The following is a 19,226-nucleotide window of genomic DNA, read 5'->3' on the forward strand; positions in this document are numbered from 1 at the left end:
AATATAGTTACTTACGAATAAGGGACATGAAACGAACCTGTTCGTTCACGTCTGTCTTATAGTCGCCGGTAAAGGTCGTGGTGATTGTGCTTGCACCTTGCTTGCGGATGCCACGCATCGCCATGCACATATGCTCAGCATCAATCAATACCGCAACGCCGCGTGGCTTCAAAATGCGTTGAATGCTGTCAGCGATTTGCGCCGTTATGCTTTCCTGCGTTTGCAGGCGACGGGCAAAAATATCAACAACACGTGCGATTTTGGACAGACCAAGCACTTTTCCATTCGGCAGATAAGCGACATGCGCCTTGCCGATGATCGGTACCATATGATGTTCGCAATGCGAGAAGAACGAAATATCCTTAACCAGCACCATATCGTCATAGCCGGATACTTCTTCAAAGGTGGTGCCAAGCACCTCTTCAGGGCTTTCGGCATAACCGCCAAAAAGCTCGCTATAGGACTTCACTACTCGCTTCGGTGTATCAAGCAGACCTTCGCGATCCGGATTATCTCCTGCCCAGAGAAGGAGGGTGCGCACCGCGGCCTCTGCTTCAGCCTGCGTTGGCTTTTGCAATTGTGTTGATGCAATAGATTCGTCACGGATTTTTTTGATGCGCGCGTCCATCGTTATTCTCCAGTAGTCTCCTTCAAAGAGGAGACGAGTTAAACGGACAATACAACGATGCGCTCAGTCATGAGAGGTCCGAGCGTGCGGTGTATTGATCCGACAACACCAAGCTGCCGGACAGGAAATTCTGCGACTTCATAACCATGTGATAATCTGACCATGGCGCAGTCGCGACTTGCCTATTATATAGAGCGCAAAATGCAACTTCAAACCGTAACCGGGCGACAATTTTACGTATTTATCCGGCAAGGCAGAAGGTTTGTCTCAATGATCGACGATGTTTATAATAAACGTATCCTTGAATTTGCAGGGAATATTGAAAAGCTTGGCCGCATTGCGGACCCGGATGCGGTGGCAACCGTTCACTCAAAATTGTGCGGTTCCACCCTCACAGTCTATCTTAAGATGCATGATGGTGTGGTTACGGGCTTTGCACATGAGGTAAAAGCCTGCGCATTGGGGCAGGCGTCATCGTCGGTTATGGCACGGTATGTAATCGGTTGTACGTCTGAAGAGTTAAGGGCAGTGCGCGATTCAATGTATGCGATGCTGAAGGAAAACGGTCCTGCTCCGGAAGGCCGATTTGAGGATTTAAAATATTTTGAGCCGGTACGCGAGTACAAGGCGCGTCACGCTTCGACACTTCTGACGTTTGATGCTGTTGTCGATTGCATTCGCCAAATCGAAGAAAAGGTGCAAGCCGCCTGATGTGTGGTTGCGGGAAACATCACACGGGTGATGCCGATACACGAAAAAAACGTCAGACCCGCAACTTCAGCGATCCGTGGCGCAAAACGCCGGGCAGGGTGCTGGGTACAAGTTTGATACGATTATATCAGCTCACACTTTCTTCCTTCATAGGTAATTCGTGCCGCCATATGCCAACCTGTTCCGAATATACCTACGAATCTGTGGCTCGATATGGTCTGTGGAATGGCAGTTGGATGGGGCTTTTGCGGATCATGCGTTGTGGCCCGATGGGTACCCACGGCTTTGATCCAGTGCCGAGAGAATTATCTAACCATTATCGTTGGTATTTGCCGTGGCGCTATTGGCGCGTTTCGTCACCGAAAAATTAAATTCTTTTGTAAAATCTGTTGATGAATTTTGCGCTGATTAGAATTCGTTAATGATAATTCTGTTTTATCGGGAAACGCAAACCAGTTTTAACCAACGTCTTTTTGACGCCGCATTTCAGCTGCATTTGCATCGTGTTTTCTAGTCTTGCGAGCCATCATGCATAAATCGTCCTCCCGCATCGCCCAGCTTATTGCCGGTGTTGCGCTTTCTGCCAGTGTTTTCTGTGCAACCAGCGCCATGGCCAATGTTTCTTGGGTCGTATTTGATGCGGATACGGGCGTCGTGGTGGGGCAGGACGGAGCAACTGAGCAACACGCGCCAGCATCGCTGGCAAAAATGATGACGCTCTATTTGGCATTTGAAGCATTGAAGACTGGTCGTATCCATTGGGATGACGAAATGCCGGTGACAAAAAATGCTTCGGCGAAAGTCCGCATGAAGCTTTATCTCAAACCCGGCGAGACGATTTCTGTACGTGACGCTATCAATGGCATGATTATTGTATCGGCCAATGATGCTGCGACAGTTATGGGTGAGTATCTCGGCGGTTCGGAAGCAGGTTTCGGACGCCTTATGACGCAAAAAGCCCGAAACCTTGGCATGAAGAGCACTTATTTCGTCAACCCATCGGGTTTGACAGGGCATTTGCCACAGCTGACAACGGCGCGCGATATGGCGGTGCTTGGAATGTCGCTGCGTCGCGACTTTCCGCAGGAATATGCGCTTTTTTCGCAGCGTTCGTTTGAATATAAAGGTCGCCTATTTAACGGCCATAACAATCTGATGTATCGTTATCAGGGCGTTGACGGCATTAAGACCGGATATACTGACGTCTCTGGCTATAATCTGGTTTCATCTGCAATCATCAATAACAAGCATCTTGTTGGTGTCGTTCTCGGAGCCGGATCCTCACGTGAGCGTGATGATCGCATGTCGAAGCTCCTGACGCGTTTTGGCACAGAAGGTGCCGGATTTGCAGGGCGTGAGTTAACTGCCTTTGCTGCGCCGATTGAAAACGCTTTACCAATCGTCACACAGATTAAGACGCCTGAGCCAAAAGAAGATGCCGTCTCGGATATGATCGATGATTCCAAGATAGAGCAGGGCGATGGTGGTTTTCTGGTCAATCCTGCAGCGTCGCCATGGCGTGTTCAGGTCGGCATGACTCCATCGCGCAAAGGTGCGGACGAGTTGCAGGCGAAATATTTGCCAGTTGTAGATCGATTGGTGCCGGGCACCAAAGCTGAGATTTCGACCGCACCGCGTGGTCGCAAGCTTTATCGCGTTCGCTTTACCGGCTTTAAAGATTCCGATGCTGCGCAAAAAACCTGCACCCAGCTTAAATTGCAGGGCGTTCCGTGTTTGGCTATTCGCAACTGATTTCAGCCAGATTTAAGACGTCCTGAAAGCACCGTGATGCAGTTTGCCACGGTGCTTTTGCTTTACGTAATGGCCAAAAAAGATTATTAGCCGGTCTTCATTTCCTGTTGTGTAAGCAACATATAGATGGTTCTGCCAATTCAAAGCAGGATCGTTTCATGACTAACCACCCGCAATCGTTGGCGGGACTGGATAAGGACAATACGATGTCGAATGTTTCCATGCAGTTTCCTGATGGATCGGTGCGCGAATATGATGCCGCAACAACCGGTTTCGAGTTAGCTGAATCAATCTCCAAATCACTCGCAAAAAAAGCCGTGGCTTACGCCGTAGATGGCACCGTGCGCGATCTGTCTGATCCGCTTGGCGCTTCCGGTGCAATTGAAATTCTGACCCGCGAAGACCCGCGCGCGCTCGAACTGATCCGTCATGATACGGCACACGTTCTTGCAGAAGCCGTGCAGGAGCTTTTCCCGGGCACACAGGTTACGATTGGTCCGGTTATCGAGAATGGTTTTTATTACGACTTTGCGCGTAATGAACCTTTCACGCCCGATGATCTGCCGGTGATTGAAAAGAAAATGCGCGAAATCATTCAGCGCAACAAGCCGTTTACCAAGCAGATCTGGTCGCGCGAAAAGGCTAAGCAGGTTTTTGCCGATAAGGGCGAGAGCTATAAGGTTGAACTCGTCGATGCGATTGCTGAAGGTCAGGATCTCAAGATCTACAATCAGGGCGAATGGTTCGATCTTTGCCGTGGCCCGCATATGGCGTCCACAGGCCAAATCGGCAACTCTTTCAAGCTGATGAAAGTTGCTGGTGCTTACTGGCGCGGCGATTCAAACAATCCAATGCTGACCCGCATTTACGGAACAGCATTTGCCAATGACGCCGATCTCAACGCTTATCTTCATATGCTTGAAGAAGCCGAAAAACGCGATCACCGCCGTCTTGGCCGCGAAATGGATCTGTTCCATTTCCAGGAAGAAGGTCCGGGCGTTGTCTTCTGGCACGCCAAAGGCTGGCGCATGTTCCAGACGCTTGTGGCCTATATGCGTCGTCGTCTCGACAGCCATGGCTATCAGGAAGTGAACGCACCGCAGGTGCTGGATAAGTCACTTTGGGAAACTTCCGGTCACTGGGGCTGGTATCGTGACAACATGTTCAAGGTCACAGTTGCCGGTGATGACACCGACGATGACCGCGTGTTTGCGTTGAAGCCAATGAACTGCCCGGGTCACGTACAGATATTTAAGCATGGTCTTAAGTCTTACCGCGATCTGCCTATAAAGCTTGCAGAGTTCGGCAATGTGCACCGCTACGAACCTTCGGGTGCTTTGCATGGTCTGATGCGCGTTCGCGGCTTCACACAGGACGACGCGCATGTGTTCTGCACTGAAGAACAGATGGCTGCCGAATGCTTGCGTATCAATGATCTTATCTTGTCGGTCTATAAGGATTTTGGCTTCAAGGAGATCACGATCAAGCTTTCAACACGCCCTGAAAAACGCGTCGGTTCTGACGAATTATGGGATCGCGCCGAAAGCGTGATGATGACGGTTCTTGAGCAGATCAAGGAACAGTCGGATGACATCAAGACCGGCATTCTGCCGGGTGAAGGTGCCTTCTACGGTCCAAAGTTCGAATATACGCTGAAAGATGCGATCGGTCGCGAATGGCAGTGCGGAACGACACAGGTTGACTTCAACCTGCCAGAACGGTTCGGCGCATTCTACATCGACAGCAACTCGGAAAAGACCCAGCCGGTTATGATCCATCGCGCGATCTGCGGTTCGATGGAGCGTTTCCTCGGCATTTTGATCGAAAACTTCGCTGGTCACATGCCACTATGGTTCGCGCCAATTCAGGTCGTTGTAGCAACCATCACATCCGAAGCTGACGGTTATGCTGCTGAAGTTGCAGCTAAGCTTAAGGCTGCTGGCCTGCAGGTTGTGACTGACGTTCGCAACGAGAAGATCAACTACAAGGTCCGTGAACATTCGGTTCAGAAGGTTCCGGTCATTCTCGTTTGCGGTATGCGTGAAGCGGAAGAAAAGACGGTCAATATGCGCCGTCTGGGTTCGCGCGATCAGGAATCGATGACACTGGATGAGGCGATTGCGCGTCTCACAGAAGAAGCAACGCCTCCAGATTTGCTGCGTCTACGCAATGCATAATAGCAAAAGGCCCGCTTAAAGCGGGCCTTTTCATTTCAGATATAATTTCATTAGTCTTGCGCGGCATCATCGTCCGTGAGTGCTTCGGATTCGCGGTTTGCGACCACCTCAACTTCTTCATTGGCACCAGAAGTCACTTTGAAATCACGCTGATAAATACGATCCTTGTTTTTTGCGACGGCAACATAGTCGCCCTCGATCAAAACCATGGACGAGTAAGCACCAGCACTTTCACGAACAACGTCGCCAGAGGCATTTAGGATCGACCATGAAGTGTCGGCGAGGGCTTCGCCGCCTTTTTTCGCCACCAGCTTGAGCAAGACTTCCGCTGCGCGATGCTGAACCGTTGCTTCTGTGAGCTTGCCCGCTTCCACGCGAATATCTGCGCGGATAATGGCATTCGCTGTGCCGTAGTTGGAAACGACGTGATAGGTGCCGCTATTCAACCGGATGATCGTGTCTGGCTTTACATCTGGCACGATGAGTGAACGGTCGCTGTTGTCTTCATCGGCATAAATTGAGAAGCGCACGAGATCGCTTTTGATTTTGCCCTGATCGGGCAAAACGGCGCTCAGTTTCATTCCGCCAGCATCAAGCGTCATAACTTCATGACGTGCATTTTTGTTCAGTGTAATACGCTTAGTTGCTCCAGCGCGCCCATAAGCAGCATGAACGAGATAACTGCCTTCCGGAAGGTTGAAAACTGTGCTGCCACCTTTGGCTGATGCAATCAGAGCCAGCTGTCCGTCTACGCCAACCTCTGGCGCAAATACGCGCCAAACGATTCCCGAAGAAATATCCGGTCCATCCTGCTTGAGGCGCGCCTTCAGATCGAGCTCGCTCGTTTTAATCAGCGGATTATTCTCTGGACTTGTCGGGTCGGCATAGGGACTGATTGATGGCAAATTCAGTTGTGGATCTGGGATATTTGGCAATCCAATCCCATTGTTAGACTGCGTTGGTCCAGTGTTTCCTGAAGGGGATTGCATTGCTGGTGCTGCTGCCGGTGCGGGTAATTCGAGCTGAAAGCTCGGTAATTTGAAACCACTGCCACCGGGACCACCTTGCGGCCCACCACCAAATCCGCCGCCGGGTCCACCCGGTCCACCGCCAGGACCACCTGGGCCTTGCGCTAAAGCAGACGATGCGATCAGGACAAACGAAAGTGTCGCTGCAAGTTTCTTGCGGCGCGATGATTTTGCACTGTTTGCCCGAAACGGACCCAGACTATCTGACATGATGTTGTTTTGAACCGAAGCGGGTGGCGAATTCAAGGCTAAATTGCCGGACACCTCCGCAAATTTACGTTTATGCAAAAACACCATCATAGATTTTTGACTTTACACCCCGATCCTATCGGGCGAGAAGGAACCGCCTCCACATTAAACTGGAGTGACATATACAGATTTCAGCGATGAGGTTTCCCCCGTGACGCATCCGGTTTTTGAGTTTCTGACACAGCGCAGCTCCACACCAATTTCCGCAATTTCAGAACCAGCTCCGCAAGGTGCTGAGTTGGATGAGTTGCTGAAAGTGGCTGCGCGCGTGCCTGATCATGGCCGTCTGACGCCATGGCGCTTCATTCTCTATCGCGGTGATGTGCGTCATAAGGTTGGTGAATATCTTGCCAAGCGCGCGGAGGAGCGGGAAGGACCGCTGAATGAAAGCCGTAAAGATCAGGAAAAGGCGCGTTTTGCGCGTGCACCACTGGTCATAGGCGTTGTTTCTTCGCCAGTAGATCATGAACGCATCCCCGAATGGGAGCAGTTTTTGTCGGCGGGTGCTGTCGCCATGAACCTCTGCACCGCTGCCAATGCGCTTGGTTATGCAACCAACTGGATTACCAACTGGTATTCCGATGATGCGCCAGCTCGCGCCTATCTCGGCCTTGCACCAGAAGAGCGTGTTGCCGGATTTATCCACATCGGCACGGCTGCAAACAAAATGCCAGAGCGTCCGCGGGCGGACATGGATAAGATTGTTTCTGATTACAGCGGGCCATGGATATCTTAATCGTTCTCCTCTAAAATTAGATATAAGTGACGGAAAACGCTGATGTTTTATGAACCTTCATCTGGTCATAATCTTCCTCATAATCCATTCAAGGCAATCGTTGCACCGCGCCCAATCGGTTGGATCGGTACGCGGTCGAAAGACGGTGCGGTGAACCTTTCACCATACTCATTCTTCAATGTGGTCAGCGACACACCGCCGATGATTATGTTTTCGTCCAGCGGTTTCAAGGACAGCGTTTCATTTATCGAAGAGACGGGTGAGTTTACCGCCAGTCTGGTCAGTGATCATCTCAAAGAGCAGATGAATGCGTCTTCAGTAAATGCGCCGCGCGGCGTGAGTGAATTCGACTATGCCGGTTTGACTGTTGCGCATAGCAAACTGATTGCAGCACCTTTTGTCAAAGAGGCTTATGCGGCACTGGAATGCGTTCTGGTCGAGATCAAGCGCTTACAGGACAAGGAGGGCAGGCCGACTGACAATTACATGGTGATTGGCGAAGTCGTCGGCGTTCACATCGATGAAAGCGTGCTGACCGATGGGCTGTTTGATATCAAAAAAGCCAAGCCGGTGACCCGCCTTGGCTATATGGACTTTGCGACAACAGATGATGTTTATCAGATGTTCCGTCCGAAATGGGACGATAAGATTTGAGGGAAGGGGCTGATTACAGCCCCTTTTTCTTTGCCTCGCCCCAGATCGCTTCCATGTCGTCGAGTTGGGCCGCTTCAAGGCTGCTGCCCGATTCCTTCAATGATGTTTCAATGAAGTCGAAGCGACGTTTGAACTTGTCATTCGCCGCAATAAGTGCAGTTTCTGCATCAATTTCGAGGTGCCGGCCAAGATTGACCATCGCGAAAAGCAGATCGCCATATTCTTCTGTGATATGCGCCTTGTCCTGCGATGCCATCGCTTCTTTAAGTTCAGCTGTTTCTTCAGCAATCTTATCAAAGATTGGGGCTGCCTCTGACCAGTCGAATCCTACCTTGGCGGCCTTTTGCTGGAGTTTAAGAGCACGGAGAAGGGCAGGGAAAGCATTTGGAATATCGTCCAGATAACGCGTTTTCTCGACCGTCTCCAAACCGAGCTTCGCACGGCGCTCTGCACGCTCGGCTTTTTCCTCTGCCTTGATGCGGTTCCAAGATCCCTTTGCCATTCCAGCATTTCTGGCTTCTGCATCACCGAAGACATGCGGGTGGCGGCGGATCATTTTGCGAGTAATGGCCTCCACAACATCGCCGAAACCGAATTTGCCGTCTTCTTCTGCCATACGTGCATGGAAAACGACCTGTAACAGCAGATCGCCCAGTTCTTCGCGAAAATCATCCATATCGTCGCGCTCAATGGCATCAAGCACTTCGTAGACTTCTTCGAGCGTATAGGGTGCAATAGATTGTGATGTCTGCTCTACATCCCAAGGGCAGCCTGTTTTCGGATCACGCAGCGCAACCATGATTTCGAGAAGACGGTCGATATTTTGCGAGGGTTCCATCTTCACTCCGTAAGAATTGATGTCGCATTGTTGGTACAAGCTGCAAGAATCAAATGGTTTGGGTTGCAGTCGGTCGCGGTATTTGCATAGTCAGCTCGCAATCGGGATCGCACATCAAGGCGATATGTTCAACAAGCAGGTATTTAAACAATGACGATTCTTGTGACAGGTGGTGCCGGATATATTGGTTCGCATACATGCGTTCAGTTGATTGAGGCCGGTCATGAAGTTGTTGTTGTCGACAATTTCGAGAACAGTAGCCCTGAATCGCTTCATCGGGTTGAGAAAATCACTGGACGCGCGCCGATCCGCGAGCCGGGAGATATCCGTGATCGTGCCTTGCTGGAAAAGATTATCACACGGCACAAATGCTCAGCTGTCATCCATTTTGCTGGGTTGAAGGCTGTTGGTGAGTCGGGTGAAAAGCCACTGCATTATTACGACTGCAATGTGCTAGGCACGTTGCGTCTGTTGCAGGCAATGGAATCCACCGGCGTCAAGACTCTTGTTTTCAGCTCTTCCGCCACCGTTTATGGTGACCCGCAAAAGCTGCCGATCACCGAAGATCAGTCACTTTCTGCGACCAATCCTTATGGTCGGACGAAGCTTGTAGTCGAAGATATGCTGCGCGATCTCTATAACAGCGACAACAGCTGGAAAATCGCGATTTTGCGTTATTTCAATCCGGTTGGTGCGCATGAAAGTGGTCTGATTGGCGAAGACCCAAAGGGTATTCCCAACAATCTGATGCCAATTATTGCGCAAGTGGCTACCGGGCGCCGCGAAAAACTCAATGTCTGGGGCAACGATTATGCTACGCCAGACGGAACAGGTGTTCGTGATTATATCCATGTCGTTGATCTTGCGGCCGGTCATCTCAAAGCACTGAAAAAGCTTGATCAACCACAGTGCTTCTCAGTTAATTTGGGAACCGGGCAGGGCTATAGCGTGTTCGATGTGGTCAAGGCTTTTGAGCATGTCTCTAACCGAGAAATCAAATATGAAATTGCCCCTCGTCGCCCGGGCGATGTGGCCGAATGCTATGCCGATCCGGCATTTGCACGCGATTTTCTAGGCTGGACTGCGCAGAAGGATTTGCGCGAAATGTGTAGGGATATGTGGAACTGGCAGTCCAAAAATCCGAATGGATACGAACCAGACTGACGATGCTCACCTTCCCGCAAATGTGAACTGATCAGCTGCTTAGCCTATCCTTTAGTATTGTACCAAAGTCTGATTGGACTATTACAAAAGGGAAAAGAGCTGATCAGCTTGCGGCCTGAAGGTTCTACGCGAGCTTATTAAGGACTATCGAGATAATGCGTTTTCTACCGGACAAATTCACCTCAATGTTGATTGCAACCATTGTGCTTGCGTCATTTCTTCCAGTGCAGGGTGATTTCGCCGAGTGGTTTGGCATAGCGACCAAAATCGCTGTTGGGCTCCTGTTCTTCTTGCATGGTGCGCGTCTATCGCGTGAAGCTGTCGTTGCTGGCGTCACGCATTGGCGTCTGCATCTGGCCGTCGCAAGCTCTACATTTATTCTGTTTCCTATACTCGGCTTGGTTGCTGGCTGGACCATTCCGGGATTGTCGCAATCGCCATTCTATCTCGGTATTCTCTATCTCTGCGTTCTGCCTTCGACTGTGCAATCGTCGATTGCTTTCACGTCGATGGCTGGTGGCAATGTATCAGCGGCGATTGTATCAGCATCCGCATCCAACATTTTCGGCATGTTTTTAACGCCTTTGCTCGTGGGGTTATTGTTTGCTGTTAAGGGCGGTGGCGGGATTTCCGTCGATGCACTTGAATCTATCCTACTGCAATTGCTCGCGCCGTTTGTGCTTGGCCAGATTCTTCAGCCATGGATCGGCAATTTTATGCGTCGTCATGGCAAATCATTGGGCCTTGTTGATCGCGGTTCAATCCTGATGGTGGTCTATCTAGCGTTTAGTGAAGCGGTTGTTGAAGGCTTGTGGCACAAGGTTTCTTGGAACGATCTGAGTGTGATGATCGGCGTCAATATCCTGCTTCTGGTGATCGTCATGCTGGCCACGTGGTATGGAAGTAAATGGCTTGGATTTAATCGCGCCGACCGGATTACGATCATGTTCTGCGGCTCCAAGAAAAGCCTTGCCAGTGGTGCGCCGATGGCGAGCGCTATTTTCATCGGCGCTGATGTCGGCAGCATCGTATTGCCGCTAATGCTATTTCACCAAATACAGCTTATGGCTTGTGCCGTTATAGCGCGAAAACTTGCTGATCATAAACCCGCATCCAACACGGTAACGTCGGCAGCGGAATAGAACTGTTCTTGCTGTTAAGGCGTTATAAGGTTAGGAGGGCAGGAGGTCTCAAGAAAAGGCAATGCATATGTCCGAGCAGAACGGCAAATCCACCGATACCGAGTCATTTGATCAGGAAGCTTTAGCAGAAGCTTACAATCAGGCACTTGCGCTGGAAAAAGCTGGCGATTTGGATGCTGCCGCGCTGGCCTATCAGGCCGTTCTTGAAATCGATCCCGAGGATCATGGTGGCGCTGCTGTGCGTCTCGCCAGCATGGGACGTGGCGCTGTTCCACCAAAAGCACCAGATGCCTATGTATCGACGTTGTTTGATCAGCATGCTGAAATGTTTGATACAATTCTAGTAGATCAGCTAGGCTATGATGTGCCTTTGCAGTTGCGTGAAATGCTTCTCGAAATGGATGAAGAATTTCAGGCTGAGAGAATGCTTGATCTCGGATGCGGAACCGGACTTTCAGCCGACGCGCTGGATGATATGGCTGACCACAAAACCGGCGTTGATATCTCCGAAAATATGATCGAAGTTGCCTATGAAAAAGGTGATTATGATGCGCTGTTTGTGGGTGAAGCGGTGCGCTTTCTTGAAGATACCAAGGAGGACGCCTGGGATTTGATCGTCGCCACCGATGTGTTGCCTTACATGGGTAATCTTGAGCAGTTCTTCGCTGGCGTGGCTGCGCATTTGACATCTGGCGGCTACTTCAGTTTCTCAAGCGAAACACAGCCTGACGAGCGATTTGCCGGACGTGATTTCATGGTTGGCGATTATCAGCGCTTTGCACATGCTCAGACATATGTACGTTCGCTTCTATTTAAGCATGGTATGGAATGTATCCGCTGCGAAGACATTACAGTGCGTAGTGAGCAAGGTTCGCCAGTGCCAGGGCATCTTTATATCGCCAAACGCAACTGATCGTAGAACGGTTAGCATATTTCGGTTCCATAAGATAGATTATGCGATCAACGTTTGTAGCCGGGGTGGATTATAGTTTAAACTGCGACTTGCAAATGATAACAATGAGTTATCCAATGCAAGGAACCTGTCAAGGACCGTACCTATTCCATATTGGTCTGGATGGACGCCGCAGAATAGCGCTTTGCTGCACAACTCTGCGTCCAATAAACAAAACCGGATGAGCGTTGCTCAACCGGTTTTGTTCTCTCTTAGATTTTCTGCCCTACATCGATGCGATTTCCATCCGGGTCTTCAAAAACAAAGGCCCGCAATCCATAGTCCTTATCCTGTAAGCCTTTTATGATCCGTAATCCGCTTTGCTTGCATATTGTGTGCAGAGCGTCGACATTATCCACCAGCATATGAGCGATGTTGAAATTTGCAGCCTTATGCTCTTTTTGCAACGATAAATGCAATTCGCCGTTCTCACGGCGCAGGATCATGAAACCCACCGGATTTCCGTTCTCAAAGACTTTTTCAAAGCCCAGTACGTTCATGTAAAAGCTACAGGCCCGGTCCATATCTTTAACGGGAATCATAACTGCAATTCGTCCGAAACCGACATTCTGATTAGCGACATTATTCATCGCGTAACCTCTGTTTGCGAAGGCCTTGCCTTCAGGCAGACGGTGCTGCTGAAAGAAATGCGCTTCATTGTTGTTATGAGAAGGACGGTGCCAACGCCCTATTCCTACTTTGTTTTCATTCCATTGGGAACTCGTTCGTGTTGATTAAAATCATTTTTCGGCTGGTGTATTTTGATATAGCTGCTGAGAGTTGATCTAAGACGAAAGCATGCGTGTAATAGCTGACTGCTTAGGCTATTACCTCTATGCGCCGACTCCGAATGCCAGTGTGAACATCCCTGCACGGAGAGCGTTGTTTCCAGCCTTCTGGGCTGGTCTGCAAGGAAGGTAAATTACATGTTGGAAGCTCGTATCAGGAACACATCTCTGCGTGATAAGATCATCACTGCGGAAGAAGCAGCAAGCCTGATAAAAGATGGCATGATTGTCGGCATGAGCGGTTTTACCCGCGCAGGTGACGCGAAGGCCGTCCCCCTCGCAATGGCAGCGCGTGCGAAGGATGACCCGTTTCAGATCACTCTGATCACCGGCGCTTCGCTTGGTCACGATGTCGACAAGCTGCTGACAGAGGCTCATGTTCTTGCACGCCGTATGCCGTTTCAGGTCGACCGGACTTTGCGTTCAGCCATCAATCGCGGTGAAGTCATGTTCATCGACCAGCACCTGTCCGAAACCGTAGAGCAACTGCGTTCCAACCAGATTGGCCCAATTGATTATGCCGTTGTTGAGGCGCTGGCGATTACCGAGAACGGCGGAATTATCCCGACGACTTCCATCGGCAATTCTGCAAGTTTTGCAATCCTCGCTGAGAAAGTGATTGTCGAAGTCAATCTCAATCAGCCATTGGCGCTTGAAGGGCTGCACGATGTGTATATTCCGACGAAGCGCCCTTCCCGCGACCCTATCCCTGTGACTGCTTGCGATAGCCGTGTTGGTTTGCCCTATATTCCAATTTCGCCTGAAAAAATTGCTGGCATCGTTATTACGCATGAGAATGATAGCGCATCTACGGTTGAGCCTGCCGATGGTGAGACAGTAGCTATTGCTTCGCATCTCATCAAATTTCTTCTCGATGAAGTTGAAGCCGGTCGTCTTGATCTGACGCTTAATCCTTTGCAGGCCGGTATTGGGACAATTGCCAATGCAGTTCTGAATGGTTTTGCTGAAAGCCCATTCCATAACCTGCGCATGTATAGTGAGGTGTTACAGGATAGCACTTTTGACCTGTTTGATGCGGGCAAACTTGATTATGCATCTGGCTCATCAATTACGCTAAGTCCAGCCTGTGGCGAGCGAGTATTTAACAATATTGATCGTTATCGCGATAAGCTGATCCTGCGCCCGCAGGAAATCAGCAATCATCCGGAAGTTATTCGTCGCCTTGGTATTATCGGTATCAACACGGCACTTGAGTTTGATATTTACGGCAATGTTAATTCCACGCATGTGGATGGAACGCATATGATGAATGGCATTGGCGGTTCCGGTGACTTTGCGCGTAACGCGTACATTTCAATTTTTGTTAGCAAGTCAGAAGCCAAGAACGGCGCTATATCGTCTATTGTTCCGATGGTCACCCATGTTGACCATACTGAGCATGACGTTGATATTCTTGTCACCGAACAAGGGCTGGCGGATTTGCGTGGTTTAGCACCGCGTGAGCGTGCAAGGCTCATCATTAATAATTGTGCTCATCCCGATTATCGCGGTCAGCTAAATGATTATTTTGAACGCGCATGCCAACGCGGCGGGCATACCCCTCACCTACTTGAGGAAGCATTCAGCTGGCATAGCCGCCGCAAACAGACTGGCTCAATGCAGGTCTAGCAAAGGCTGCTACAAGAGCTAAGGTTGGGCGACTAAAAGTGCGATCCACGCTTTGAAAATTATTTGGATCGGCGGCGTAAGTCGCCGATTTTGTGGAACCTTATTCTGATTGGAACGTTAACCGGCATATCATCTCTGCATCTGGGATGATGGAGATCGGGGACAGTTTCAGGCTCTTACATGAGCCGCGCTTCCCATATTATATGCACTTTCGGCATCGCGATGGAACGGCCGTCGAAAGTGTTAATAAACCGCCGTTCCGGGAAGGGTTCGACTGCCTATGTCTATCCTCATTAGCCTTCTGATAACAGTTCTTGTTATCTTTCTCGTCCTGTATCTCATCAATATGCTGCCCCTTGATGGCAAGGTGAAACAGATTGCTCAAGTAATCGTTATTATCATCGGTATAATATCGCTTTTGAAATATTTGGCAGTCTTCTAAAAATCGTGTTCCCTTTTTGTTATTGTAGAGGGGCGTCTTATGGCGCCCCTTTTTTGCGTTAATTATAGTCACATAAATTAGAAACATGTTAAAAATTACATTTCGTGTAATTTTTATTAAATACTGTTGCCGTGCGAATAATGTTTATGTAATATAATTTTCACCACCTGAGATTGCACTAATAGAGATACAAATTTATCAATAATTGCATATGGGCGGGGATATAACTTTCAGTATCAGTGCTCTTCTCCTATAAGCCCCCTGACGATTAGGTCTGTTCATAGAGGGTTCAGAAACAGGCACATAAGTATCTTCGGCGGGTTTGGGGAGTTGTTAGGCATGAAGACGGCTTTATGGAAAGCAGCGTTGATAACGTTGTATGTTGTTCTATTTTCCGTCGGAGTGAGCTTTCTCGTTGGATTAATTTCTGGATCTATGCCTGGCCGCGTTGCAATTGCTCTCAGCACGGGCATTCCGTTGGTGACGGCGTTTCCATCGCTTGCTTACATTTTCATTCAGCATAGCAAGCTCGGTGAAGCGTACTCACAGCTCGAAAAGGCGCATAGCGAGCTACAGGCGCGCTCGCGCGTCGATCACATGACCGGGTTGCTCAACCGCGAAGCATTGTTTGATGCGATGAAGATAAGCCGCTCGCGCATCGAAAGTGGAACCTTGCTGGTTATCGATGCAGACCACTTCAAAGCGATTAATGATACATTCGGACATAGCGTTGGTGATCGCGCCCTCAAGCTGATTGCTTTTGCACTGCAGAATGTGACGCGTAAAGGCGATCTCGTGGGGCGTATTGGCGGCGAAGAGTTTTGCGTCTTCCTTCCGGGCGCCACAGGCGAAACTGGCGTACGCGTGGCGCAGAGAATCCGCGCAGAAGTGGAAAACACACCATTTCACGCTACTGAATATCAGATATATCCGCTGACGATCAGCATCGGTGTCGCGTCGGCCCCAAAGAACGAAACCAATTCTCAAGTGTTAAGCCGCGCCGATCGCTGCCTTTATATGGCCAAGCAGCGCGGTCGCAATTGTGTTGTTTTCGATGAAGAAAGCGGTCGCATTACGGGCGCATCCGTCGTTTCGATCACCAACGGACGCGAAATCGCACGCGGTTAGTTTATTCCCACGGTGTGACTTCTTCTTCGGACCAGCCGACGGGCACAAATCCCATTCTCTGATAAAGCTGTAATGCACGCGGGCTATCAAGCGTATTCGTATGAATAGCCACTTTATGCGGTCCGTGCGACCATGCGGTCGAAATGGCTTCATTCAGGAAAAACTTGCCAAGTCCCCGCCCCTGATAGTCCGGCATGAGACCAAAATAGAGGATTTCAGCTGTTTCTGGCAGAGCCGACAAATCAAGCTCTAAAAGCCCTGCCGGGTTACCATCGACATAGAGAACATGAATATCGGTCGTTTCTGCATGGATTGCCGCCGCCACTTCTGCGTCGCTTTGCACGCGGCGCATCATCCAATGATGCTGGCGTCCGACCTGCTCATAAAGGTAGCGATAGAAATGCACCGGCGTTTGTGTCGAACGCATCAGTGCAAGGCGCAGGCCAGATGGCACTGGAGCCGACAACGCCGGACGCGCTGTCATTTCCAGATGGGTCACTCTGGCAATTAGTTTTTCAGCCATACTTAATCTGCTTCACCGGTCACCACAGGCGTATCCTGCCTGCTGCCCCATTCGCTCCATGAGCCATCATAAAGCCGATTGTCTTCATGGCCCAATGAGGTCAATGCGAGTGTGATGACCGCCGCAGTCACGCCGGAGCCGCAACTGGTGACGACCGGCTTATTGAGATCAACACCCGCATCAGCAAAGATTTCACGCAAGCTATCAAGGCTTTTCAGTTCGCCATTTTCAGACAGCGTACCAACGGGAACGTTTCGTGCGCCCGGCATATGGCCTGAACGCATGCCTTCACGCGGTTCTGCGTCGCGACCTGTGAAGCGGCCCGCAGCGCGCGCATCGGCTATTTGCGAACTATGGTCTTCGACGACTCTGCTCATCTCTTTGAAGCTAACGACTTTGGCTTCGTTGAATGTTGGTGTGAAAAGCGTTGCTGCGATTTTTGTAACTTCATCGGTGACGGGAAATCCTGCCGCCTTCCAGCCATCTAAACCGCCATCAAGCACCAAAACGTTCTTCACGCCCATCACGCGGAACATCCACCAGACACGCGGCGCGGAAAACATACCGGGGCCATCATAGACAACAACGGTTTCATCCGCCGTAATTCCCATTGAACCGACATGGCGTGCAAAAAGCTCTGGCGATGGCAAAGTGTGCGGGAGACCCGAATCCTTGTCTGCAATCAGATCCTGATCAAAGAAGACCGCGCCCGGAATGTGCGCTGCATCATATTCATCGCGCCCGTTGCGACCAGCTGCGGGCAAATACCAGGATGCATCCACGATTGCGAGACCCGGCTCGCCCAGACGAGCTTTCAGATCATCGCGGGAGATAACAAATGCGCTTTTATCGGACATGATTGCTCCTGAACTTAAACTAATGGTGCATTGCCAAATCGAATGCGGAAGCGGCGGTTTTCCTTGCCCTTCTTTTCGATTTTGCCGATGTGGATTTCGCCCACTTCCTGCGTGGTAGAAACGTGTGTTCCGCCGCAAGGTTGCGAATCCACCGAACCATTTTCACCAATAACCACAAGACGAAGACGCCCTGCGCCAACGGGCGGGCGTACATTCTTTGATTTCACAATATCCGGATTTGCCAGAAACTCTTCGTCGGTAATCCAGTGCAGCGTGACGGGATCATTGGCCTTCACCATCTCCATCAGCTTTTCAGTGACGAATTCCTTGGTGTAGCTCGCGTCCGGCAGATCAAAATCTACGCGGCTTTCCTCTTCACCAACGGCAGCACCCGTGATCGGAAATGGACAGGCTACAGAAAGCAGATGACAGGCCGTGTGCATGCGCATCAGCTTGAGACGACGATCCCAGTTGATATGCAGAGCAAGCTTCTCGCCGATCTCGGGAGACGCCTGCCCTTCGGCTGGCACATGGATGATTTCGCTTTTGTTCTCGCCGGTAACGGTCGCAGCAATCTCAATACGCGATCCATCAGCACGTTCAAAAAAGCCAGTATCTCCCGGCTGTCCGCCGGAAGTAGCATAAAAATTGGTCTGATCGAGAATAATGCCGCCGGTGTCTGTCACAGCTAAGACAGAGCCCTCCGCGCTTTTAAGATATGCATCTTCGCGGAACAAAGCTTCAGTCTCATATGCCATGGTCAGTCCTCGTAGGGGATGTCAATTTCAGTCTTCGTTTCCAGCCAACCCGGCACTGGCAGGTTTTTGCCGCGCAGGAAGGCCGGATTAAACAGCTTGGACTGGTAACGATTACCATAGTCGCAAAGCACAGTCACAATGGTGTGCCCCGGCCCGAGATCTTTTGCAAGGCGGATCGCACCGGCAATGTTTATGCCTGATGAACCACCCAAGCAGAGACCTTCTTCCTGCACTAGATCAAACACAATATCCAACGCGTCCGCATCGCCAACACGGTAGGAAAAATCGGGGGTAAAGCCTTCGAGATTAGCCGTAATACGCCCTTGCCCGATGCCTTCGGTGATGGAATCGCCTTCAGATTTCAGCTCGCCTGTCGTGTAGAAGGAATGAAGCGCTGCACCATGCGGATCAGCAAGTGCGATCTTGATGTCCGCATTCTTATCTTTCAGACCAAACGCCGTGCCTGCGAGTGTGCCACCTGAGCCTACAGCCGAGACAAAGCCATCAACCTTGCCATTGGTGTCGCGCCAGATTTCCTGCGCGGTGGTTTCAATATGTGCGATGCGATTGGCGACATTATCGAATTGATTGGCCCAGATTGCACCGTTCGGCTCGGTTTTGGCTAGTTGCTCGGCCAAACGCCCGGACAGACGTACGTAATTATTTGGATTACGATAAGGCGCGGCTGGAACCTCAATCAGCTCAGCACCTAGCAGACGCAGCGCGTCCTTCTTTTCCTGACTTTGCGTTTCGGGGATAACGATCACAGTGCGATAGCCAAGCGCCTTCGCAACAAATGTGAGGCCGATGCCGGTATTTCCAGCTGTACCTTCAACAATGACGCCACCGGGCTTTAGCAGCCCGCGCTTTTCAGCATCACGGATAATATAGAGTGCTGCGCGGTCCTTAACCGACTGGCCGGGATTGAGAAACTCGGCCTTGCCGTAGATTTCGCAACCTGTGATTTCAGAAGCCTTTTTCAAGCGGATCAGTGGGGTGTTGCCGATAGCATCGAGTGCAGAATTGAGCATGGCTTCTGTTCCTTCTGTTGAGAGGAAACTATGTTGAAG

The 19,226-nt window shown here is 50.4% G+C and carries 20 protein-coding genes; 12 read left to right on the top strand and 8 right to left on the bottom strand.

Translation table 11 applies throughout. The annotated features are described in order from the left end of the window. Positions 1–7: 7 nt before the first annotated feature. Positions 8–628 (bottom strand): GTP cyclohydrolase I FolE, encoded by a 621-nt coding sequence (gene folE / locus J2782_RS03025; RefSeq protein ID WP_310010068.1) that lies wholly within the window; start codon positions 626–628, stop codon positions 8–10. Positions 629–898: 270 nt separating this feature from the next. Here folE and J2782_RS03030 point away from each other — a divergent pair, with 270 nt between their 5' ends. From J2782_RS03030 to thrS, 4 genes are all read left to right on the top strand, one after another. Next, complete coding sequence (locus J2782_RS03030) at positions 899–1,339, top strand: iron-sulfur cluster assembly scaffold protein (protein ID WP_310010069.1); 441 nt, start codon at positions 899–901, stop codon at positions 1,337–1,339. Beyond that, on the top strand, positions 1,339–1,710 hold the full coding sequence (gene yidD, locus J2782_RS03035; protein ID WP_310010070.1) for a membrane protein insertion efficiency factor YidD: 372 nt from the start codon (positions 1,339–1,341) through the stop codon (positions 1,708–1,710). The genes J2782_RS03030 and yidD overlap by 1 nt, the downstream gene beginning before the upstream one ends. 157 nt (positions 1,711–1,867) lie before the next feature. Continuing rightward, positions 1,868–3,091 (top strand): D-alanyl-D-alanine carboxypeptidase, encoded by a 1,224-nt coding sequence (locus J2782_RS03040; RefSeq protein ID WP_310010071.1) that lies wholly within the window; start codon positions 1,868–1,870, stop codon positions 3,089–3,091. A 206-nt stretch (positions 3,092–3,297) separates the two neighbouring features. Beyond that, positions 3,298–5,268 (top strand): threonine--tRNA ligase, encoded by a 1,971-nt coding sequence (gene thrS, locus J2782_RS03045; protein ID WP_310011049.1) that lies wholly within the window; start codon positions 3,298–3,300, stop codon positions 5,266–5,268. Between the two features lie 50 nt (positions 5,269–5,318). Here the strand turns inward: thrS and J2782_RS03050 are convergent, their stop codons facing one another. Continuing rightward, positions 5,319–6,257, bottom strand: a complete 939-nt coding sequence (locus J2782_RS03050; RefSeq protein WP_404989604.1) for a hypothetical protein — start codon at positions 6,255–6,257, stop codon at positions 5,319–5,321. A 439-nt stretch (positions 6,258–6,696) separates the two neighbouring features. On the opposite strand from J2782_RS03050, the gene J2782_RS03055 reads away from it, so the two are divergent. Together J2782_RS03055 and J2782_RS03060 are read left to right on the top strand one after the other, a co-directional pair. Further along, entirely contained in the window at positions 6,697–7,281 is a 585-nt protein-coding gene (locus J2782_RS03055) for a nitroreductase family protein (RefSeq protein WP_310010072.1), read from the top strand. A 42-nt stretch (positions 7,282–7,323) separates the two neighbouring features. Continuing rightward, a complete protein-coding gene (locus J2782_RS03060; RefSeq protein WP_310010074.1) occupies positions 7,324–7,935 on the top strand; it encodes a flavin reductase family protein in 612 nt (203 codons plus the stop codon). A gap of 13 nt (positions 7,936–7,948) precedes the next feature. Here the strand turns inward: J2782_RS03060 and mazG are convergent, their stop codons facing one another. Beyond that, a complete protein-coding gene (mazG, locus tag J2782_RS03065) occupies positions 7,949–8,773 on the bottom strand; it encodes a nucleoside triphosphate pyrophosphohydrolase (RefSeq protein ID WP_310010075.1) in 825 nt (274 codons plus the stop codon). A gap of 150 nt (positions 8,774–8,923) precedes the next feature. On the opposite strand from mazG, the gene galE reads away from it, so the two are divergent. From galE to J2782_RS03080, 3 genes are all read left to right on the top strand, one after another. Next, complete coding sequence (galE, locus tag J2782_RS03070; protein WP_310010076.1) at positions 8,924–9,937, top strand: UDP-glucose 4-epimerase GalE; 1,014 nt, start codon at positions 8,924–8,926, stop codon at positions 9,935–9,937. Positions 9,938–10,092: 155 nt separating this feature from the next. Further along, a complete protein-coding gene (locus J2782_RS03075; RefSeq protein WP_310010077.1) occupies positions 10,093–11,079 on the top strand; it encodes a bile acid:sodium symporter family protein in 987 nt (328 codons plus the stop codon). Between the two features lie 67 nt (positions 11,080–11,146). Next, positions 11,147–11,992 carry a class I SAM-dependent DNA methyltransferase gene (locus J2782_RS03080; RefSeq protein ID WP_310010079.1) on the top strand — a complete coding sequence of 282 codons (846 nt, stop codon included), beginning with the start codon at positions 11,147–11,149 and terminating at the stop codon, positions 11,990–11,992. Between the two features lie 251 nt (positions 11,993–12,243). Here the strand turns inward: J2782_RS03080 and J2782_RS03085 are convergent, their stop codons facing one another. Then, positions 12,244–12,621, bottom strand: a complete 378-nt coding sequence (locus J2782_RS03085) for a glyoxalase superfamily protein (RefSeq protein WP_310010080.1) — start codon at positions 12,619–12,621, stop codon at positions 12,244–12,246. Between the two features lie 336 nt (positions 12,622–12,957). Here J2782_RS03085 and J2782_RS03090 point away from each other — a divergent pair, with 336 nt between their 5' ends. From J2782_RS03090 to J2782_RS03100, 3 genes are all read left to right on the top strand, one after another. Further along, positions 12,958–14,448 carry an acetyl-CoA hydrolase/transferase family protein gene (locus tag J2782_RS03090; protein WP_310010081.1) on the top strand — a complete coding sequence of 497 codons (1,491 nt, stop codon included), beginning with the start codon at positions 12,958–12,960 and terminating at the stop codon, positions 14,446–14,448. 280 nt (positions 14,449–14,728) lie between these two features. Further along, entirely contained in the window at positions 14,729–14,890 is a 162-nt protein-coding gene (locus J2782_RS03095) for a Thivi_2564 family membrane protein (RefSeq protein WP_250040694.1), read from the top strand. Positions 14,891–15,229: 339 nt separating this feature from the next. Next, entirely contained in the window at positions 15,230–16,018 is a 789-nt protein-coding gene (locus J2782_RS03100) for a GGDEF domain-containing protein (protein ID WP_310010082.1), read from the top strand. 1 nt (position 16,019) lies between these two features. On the opposite strand, the gene J2782_RS03105 is transcribed toward J2782_RS03100, so the two are convergent. The 4 genes from J2782_RS03105 to J2782_RS03120 are packed head-to-tail and all read right to left on the bottom strand — an operon-like array spanning position 16,020 to position 19,187. Beyond that, the gene (locus J2782_RS03105; RefSeq protein ID WP_310010083.1) at positions 16,020–16,541 is read right to left on the bottom strand and encodes a GNAT family N-acetyltransferase; all 522 of its coding nucleotides are present in this window, start codon (positions 16,539–16,541) and stop codon (positions 16,020–16,022) included. A 2-nt stretch (positions 16,542–16,543) separates the two neighbouring features. Further along, positions 16,544–17,398 carry a 3-mercaptopyruvate sulfurtransferase gene (gene sseA / locus J2782_RS03110; protein WP_310010084.1) on the bottom strand — a complete coding sequence of 285 codons (855 nt, stop codon included), beginning with the start codon at positions 17,396–17,398 and terminating at the stop codon, positions 16,544–16,546. Positions 17,399–17,412: 14 nt separating this feature from the next. Further along, a complete protein-coding gene (locus J2782_RS03115; RefSeq protein ID WP_310010085.1) occupies positions 17,413–18,156 on the bottom strand; it encodes an alanyl-tRNA editing protein in 744 nt (247 codons plus the stop codon). Positions 18,157–18,158: 2 nt separating this feature from the next. After that, entirely contained in the window at positions 18,159–19,187 is a 1,029-nt protein-coding gene (locus tag J2782_RS03120; protein ID WP_310011050.1) for a cysteine synthase A, read from the bottom strand. Between the last annotated feature and the right edge of the window lie 39 nt (positions 19,188–19,226).

This window comes from Brucella pseudogrignonensis (assembly GCF_031454375.1).
GTDB classification, from domain to species: Bacteria; Pseudomonadota; Alphaproteobacteria; order Rhizobiales; family Rhizobiaceae; genus Brucella; species Brucella pseudogrignonensis_A.

Excerpts from the sequence above, each read along its gene's own strand:
- folE (WP_310010068.1), bottom strand. The coding sequence starts at position 628 with ATGGACGCGCGCATCAAAAAAATCCGTGACGAATCTATTGCATCAACA.
- J2782_RS03030 (WP_310010069.1), top strand. The coding sequence starts at position 899 with ATGATCGACGATGTTTATAATAAACGTATCCTTGAATTTGCAGGGAAT.
- yidD (WP_310010070.1), top strand. The coding sequence starts at position 1,339 with ATGTGTGGTTGCGGGAAACATCACACGGGTGATGCCGATACACGAAAA.
- J2782_RS03040 (WP_310010071.1), top strand. The coding sequence starts at position 1,868 with ATGCATAAATCGTCCTCCCGCATCGCCCAGCTTATTGCCGGTGTTGCG.
- thrS (WP_310011049.1), top strand. The coding sequence starts at position 3,298 with ATGTCGAATGTTTCCATGCAGTTTCCTGATGGATCGGTGCGCGAATAT.
- J2782_RS03050 (WP_404989604.1), bottom strand. The coding sequence starts at position 6,257 with ATGCAATCCCCTTCAGGAAACACTGGACCAACGCAGTCTAACAATGGG.
- J2782_RS03060 (WP_310010074.1), top strand. The coding sequence starts at position 7,324 with ATGTTTTATGAACCTTCATCTGGTCATAATCTTCCTCATAATCCATTC.
- mazG (WP_310010075.1), bottom strand. The coding sequence starts at position 8,773 with ATGGAACCCTCGCAAAATATCGACCGTCTTCTCGAAATCATGGTTGCG.
- galE (WP_310010076.1), top strand. The coding sequence starts at position 8,924 with ATGACGATTCTTGTGACAGGTGGTGCCGGATATATTGGTTCGCATACA.
- J2782_RS03075 (WP_310010077.1), top strand. The coding sequence starts at position 10,093 with ATGCGTTTTCTACCGGACAAATTCACCTCAATGTTGATTGCAACCATT.
- J2782_RS03080 (WP_310010079.1), top strand. The coding sequence starts at position 11,147 with ATGTCCGAGCAGAACGGCAAATCCACCGATACCGAGTCATTTGATCAG.
- J2782_RS03085 (WP_310010080.1), bottom strand. The coding sequence starts at position 12,621 with ATGAATAATGTCGCTAATCAGAATGTCGGTTTCGGACGAATTGCAGTT.
- J2782_RS03090 (WP_310010081.1), top strand. The coding sequence starts at position 12,958 with ATGTTGGAAGCTCGTATCAGGAACACATCTCTGCGTGATAAGATCATC.
- J2782_RS03095 (WP_250040694.1), top strand. The coding sequence starts at position 14,729 with ATGTCTATCCTCATTAGCCTTCTGATAACAGTTCTTGTTATCTTTCTC.
- J2782_RS03100 (WP_310010082.1), top strand. The coding sequence starts at position 15,230 with ATGAAGACGGCTTTATGGAAAGCAGCGTTGATAACGTTGTATGTTGTT.
- J2782_RS03105 (WP_310010083.1), bottom strand. The coding sequence starts at position 16,541 with ATGGCTGAAAAACTAATTGCCAGAGTGACCCATCTGGAAATGACAGCG.
- sseA (WP_310010084.1), bottom strand. The coding sequence starts at position 17,398 with ATGTCCGATAAAAGCGCATTTGTTATCTCCCGCGATGATCTGAAAGCT.
- J2782_RS03115 (WP_310010085.1), bottom strand. The coding sequence starts at position 18,156 with ATGGCATATGAGACTGAAGCTTTGTTCCGCGAAGATGCATATCTTAAA.
- J2782_RS03120 (WP_310011050.1), bottom strand. The coding sequence starts at position 19,187 with ATGCTCAATTCTGCACTCGATGCTATCGGCAACACCCCACTGATCCGC.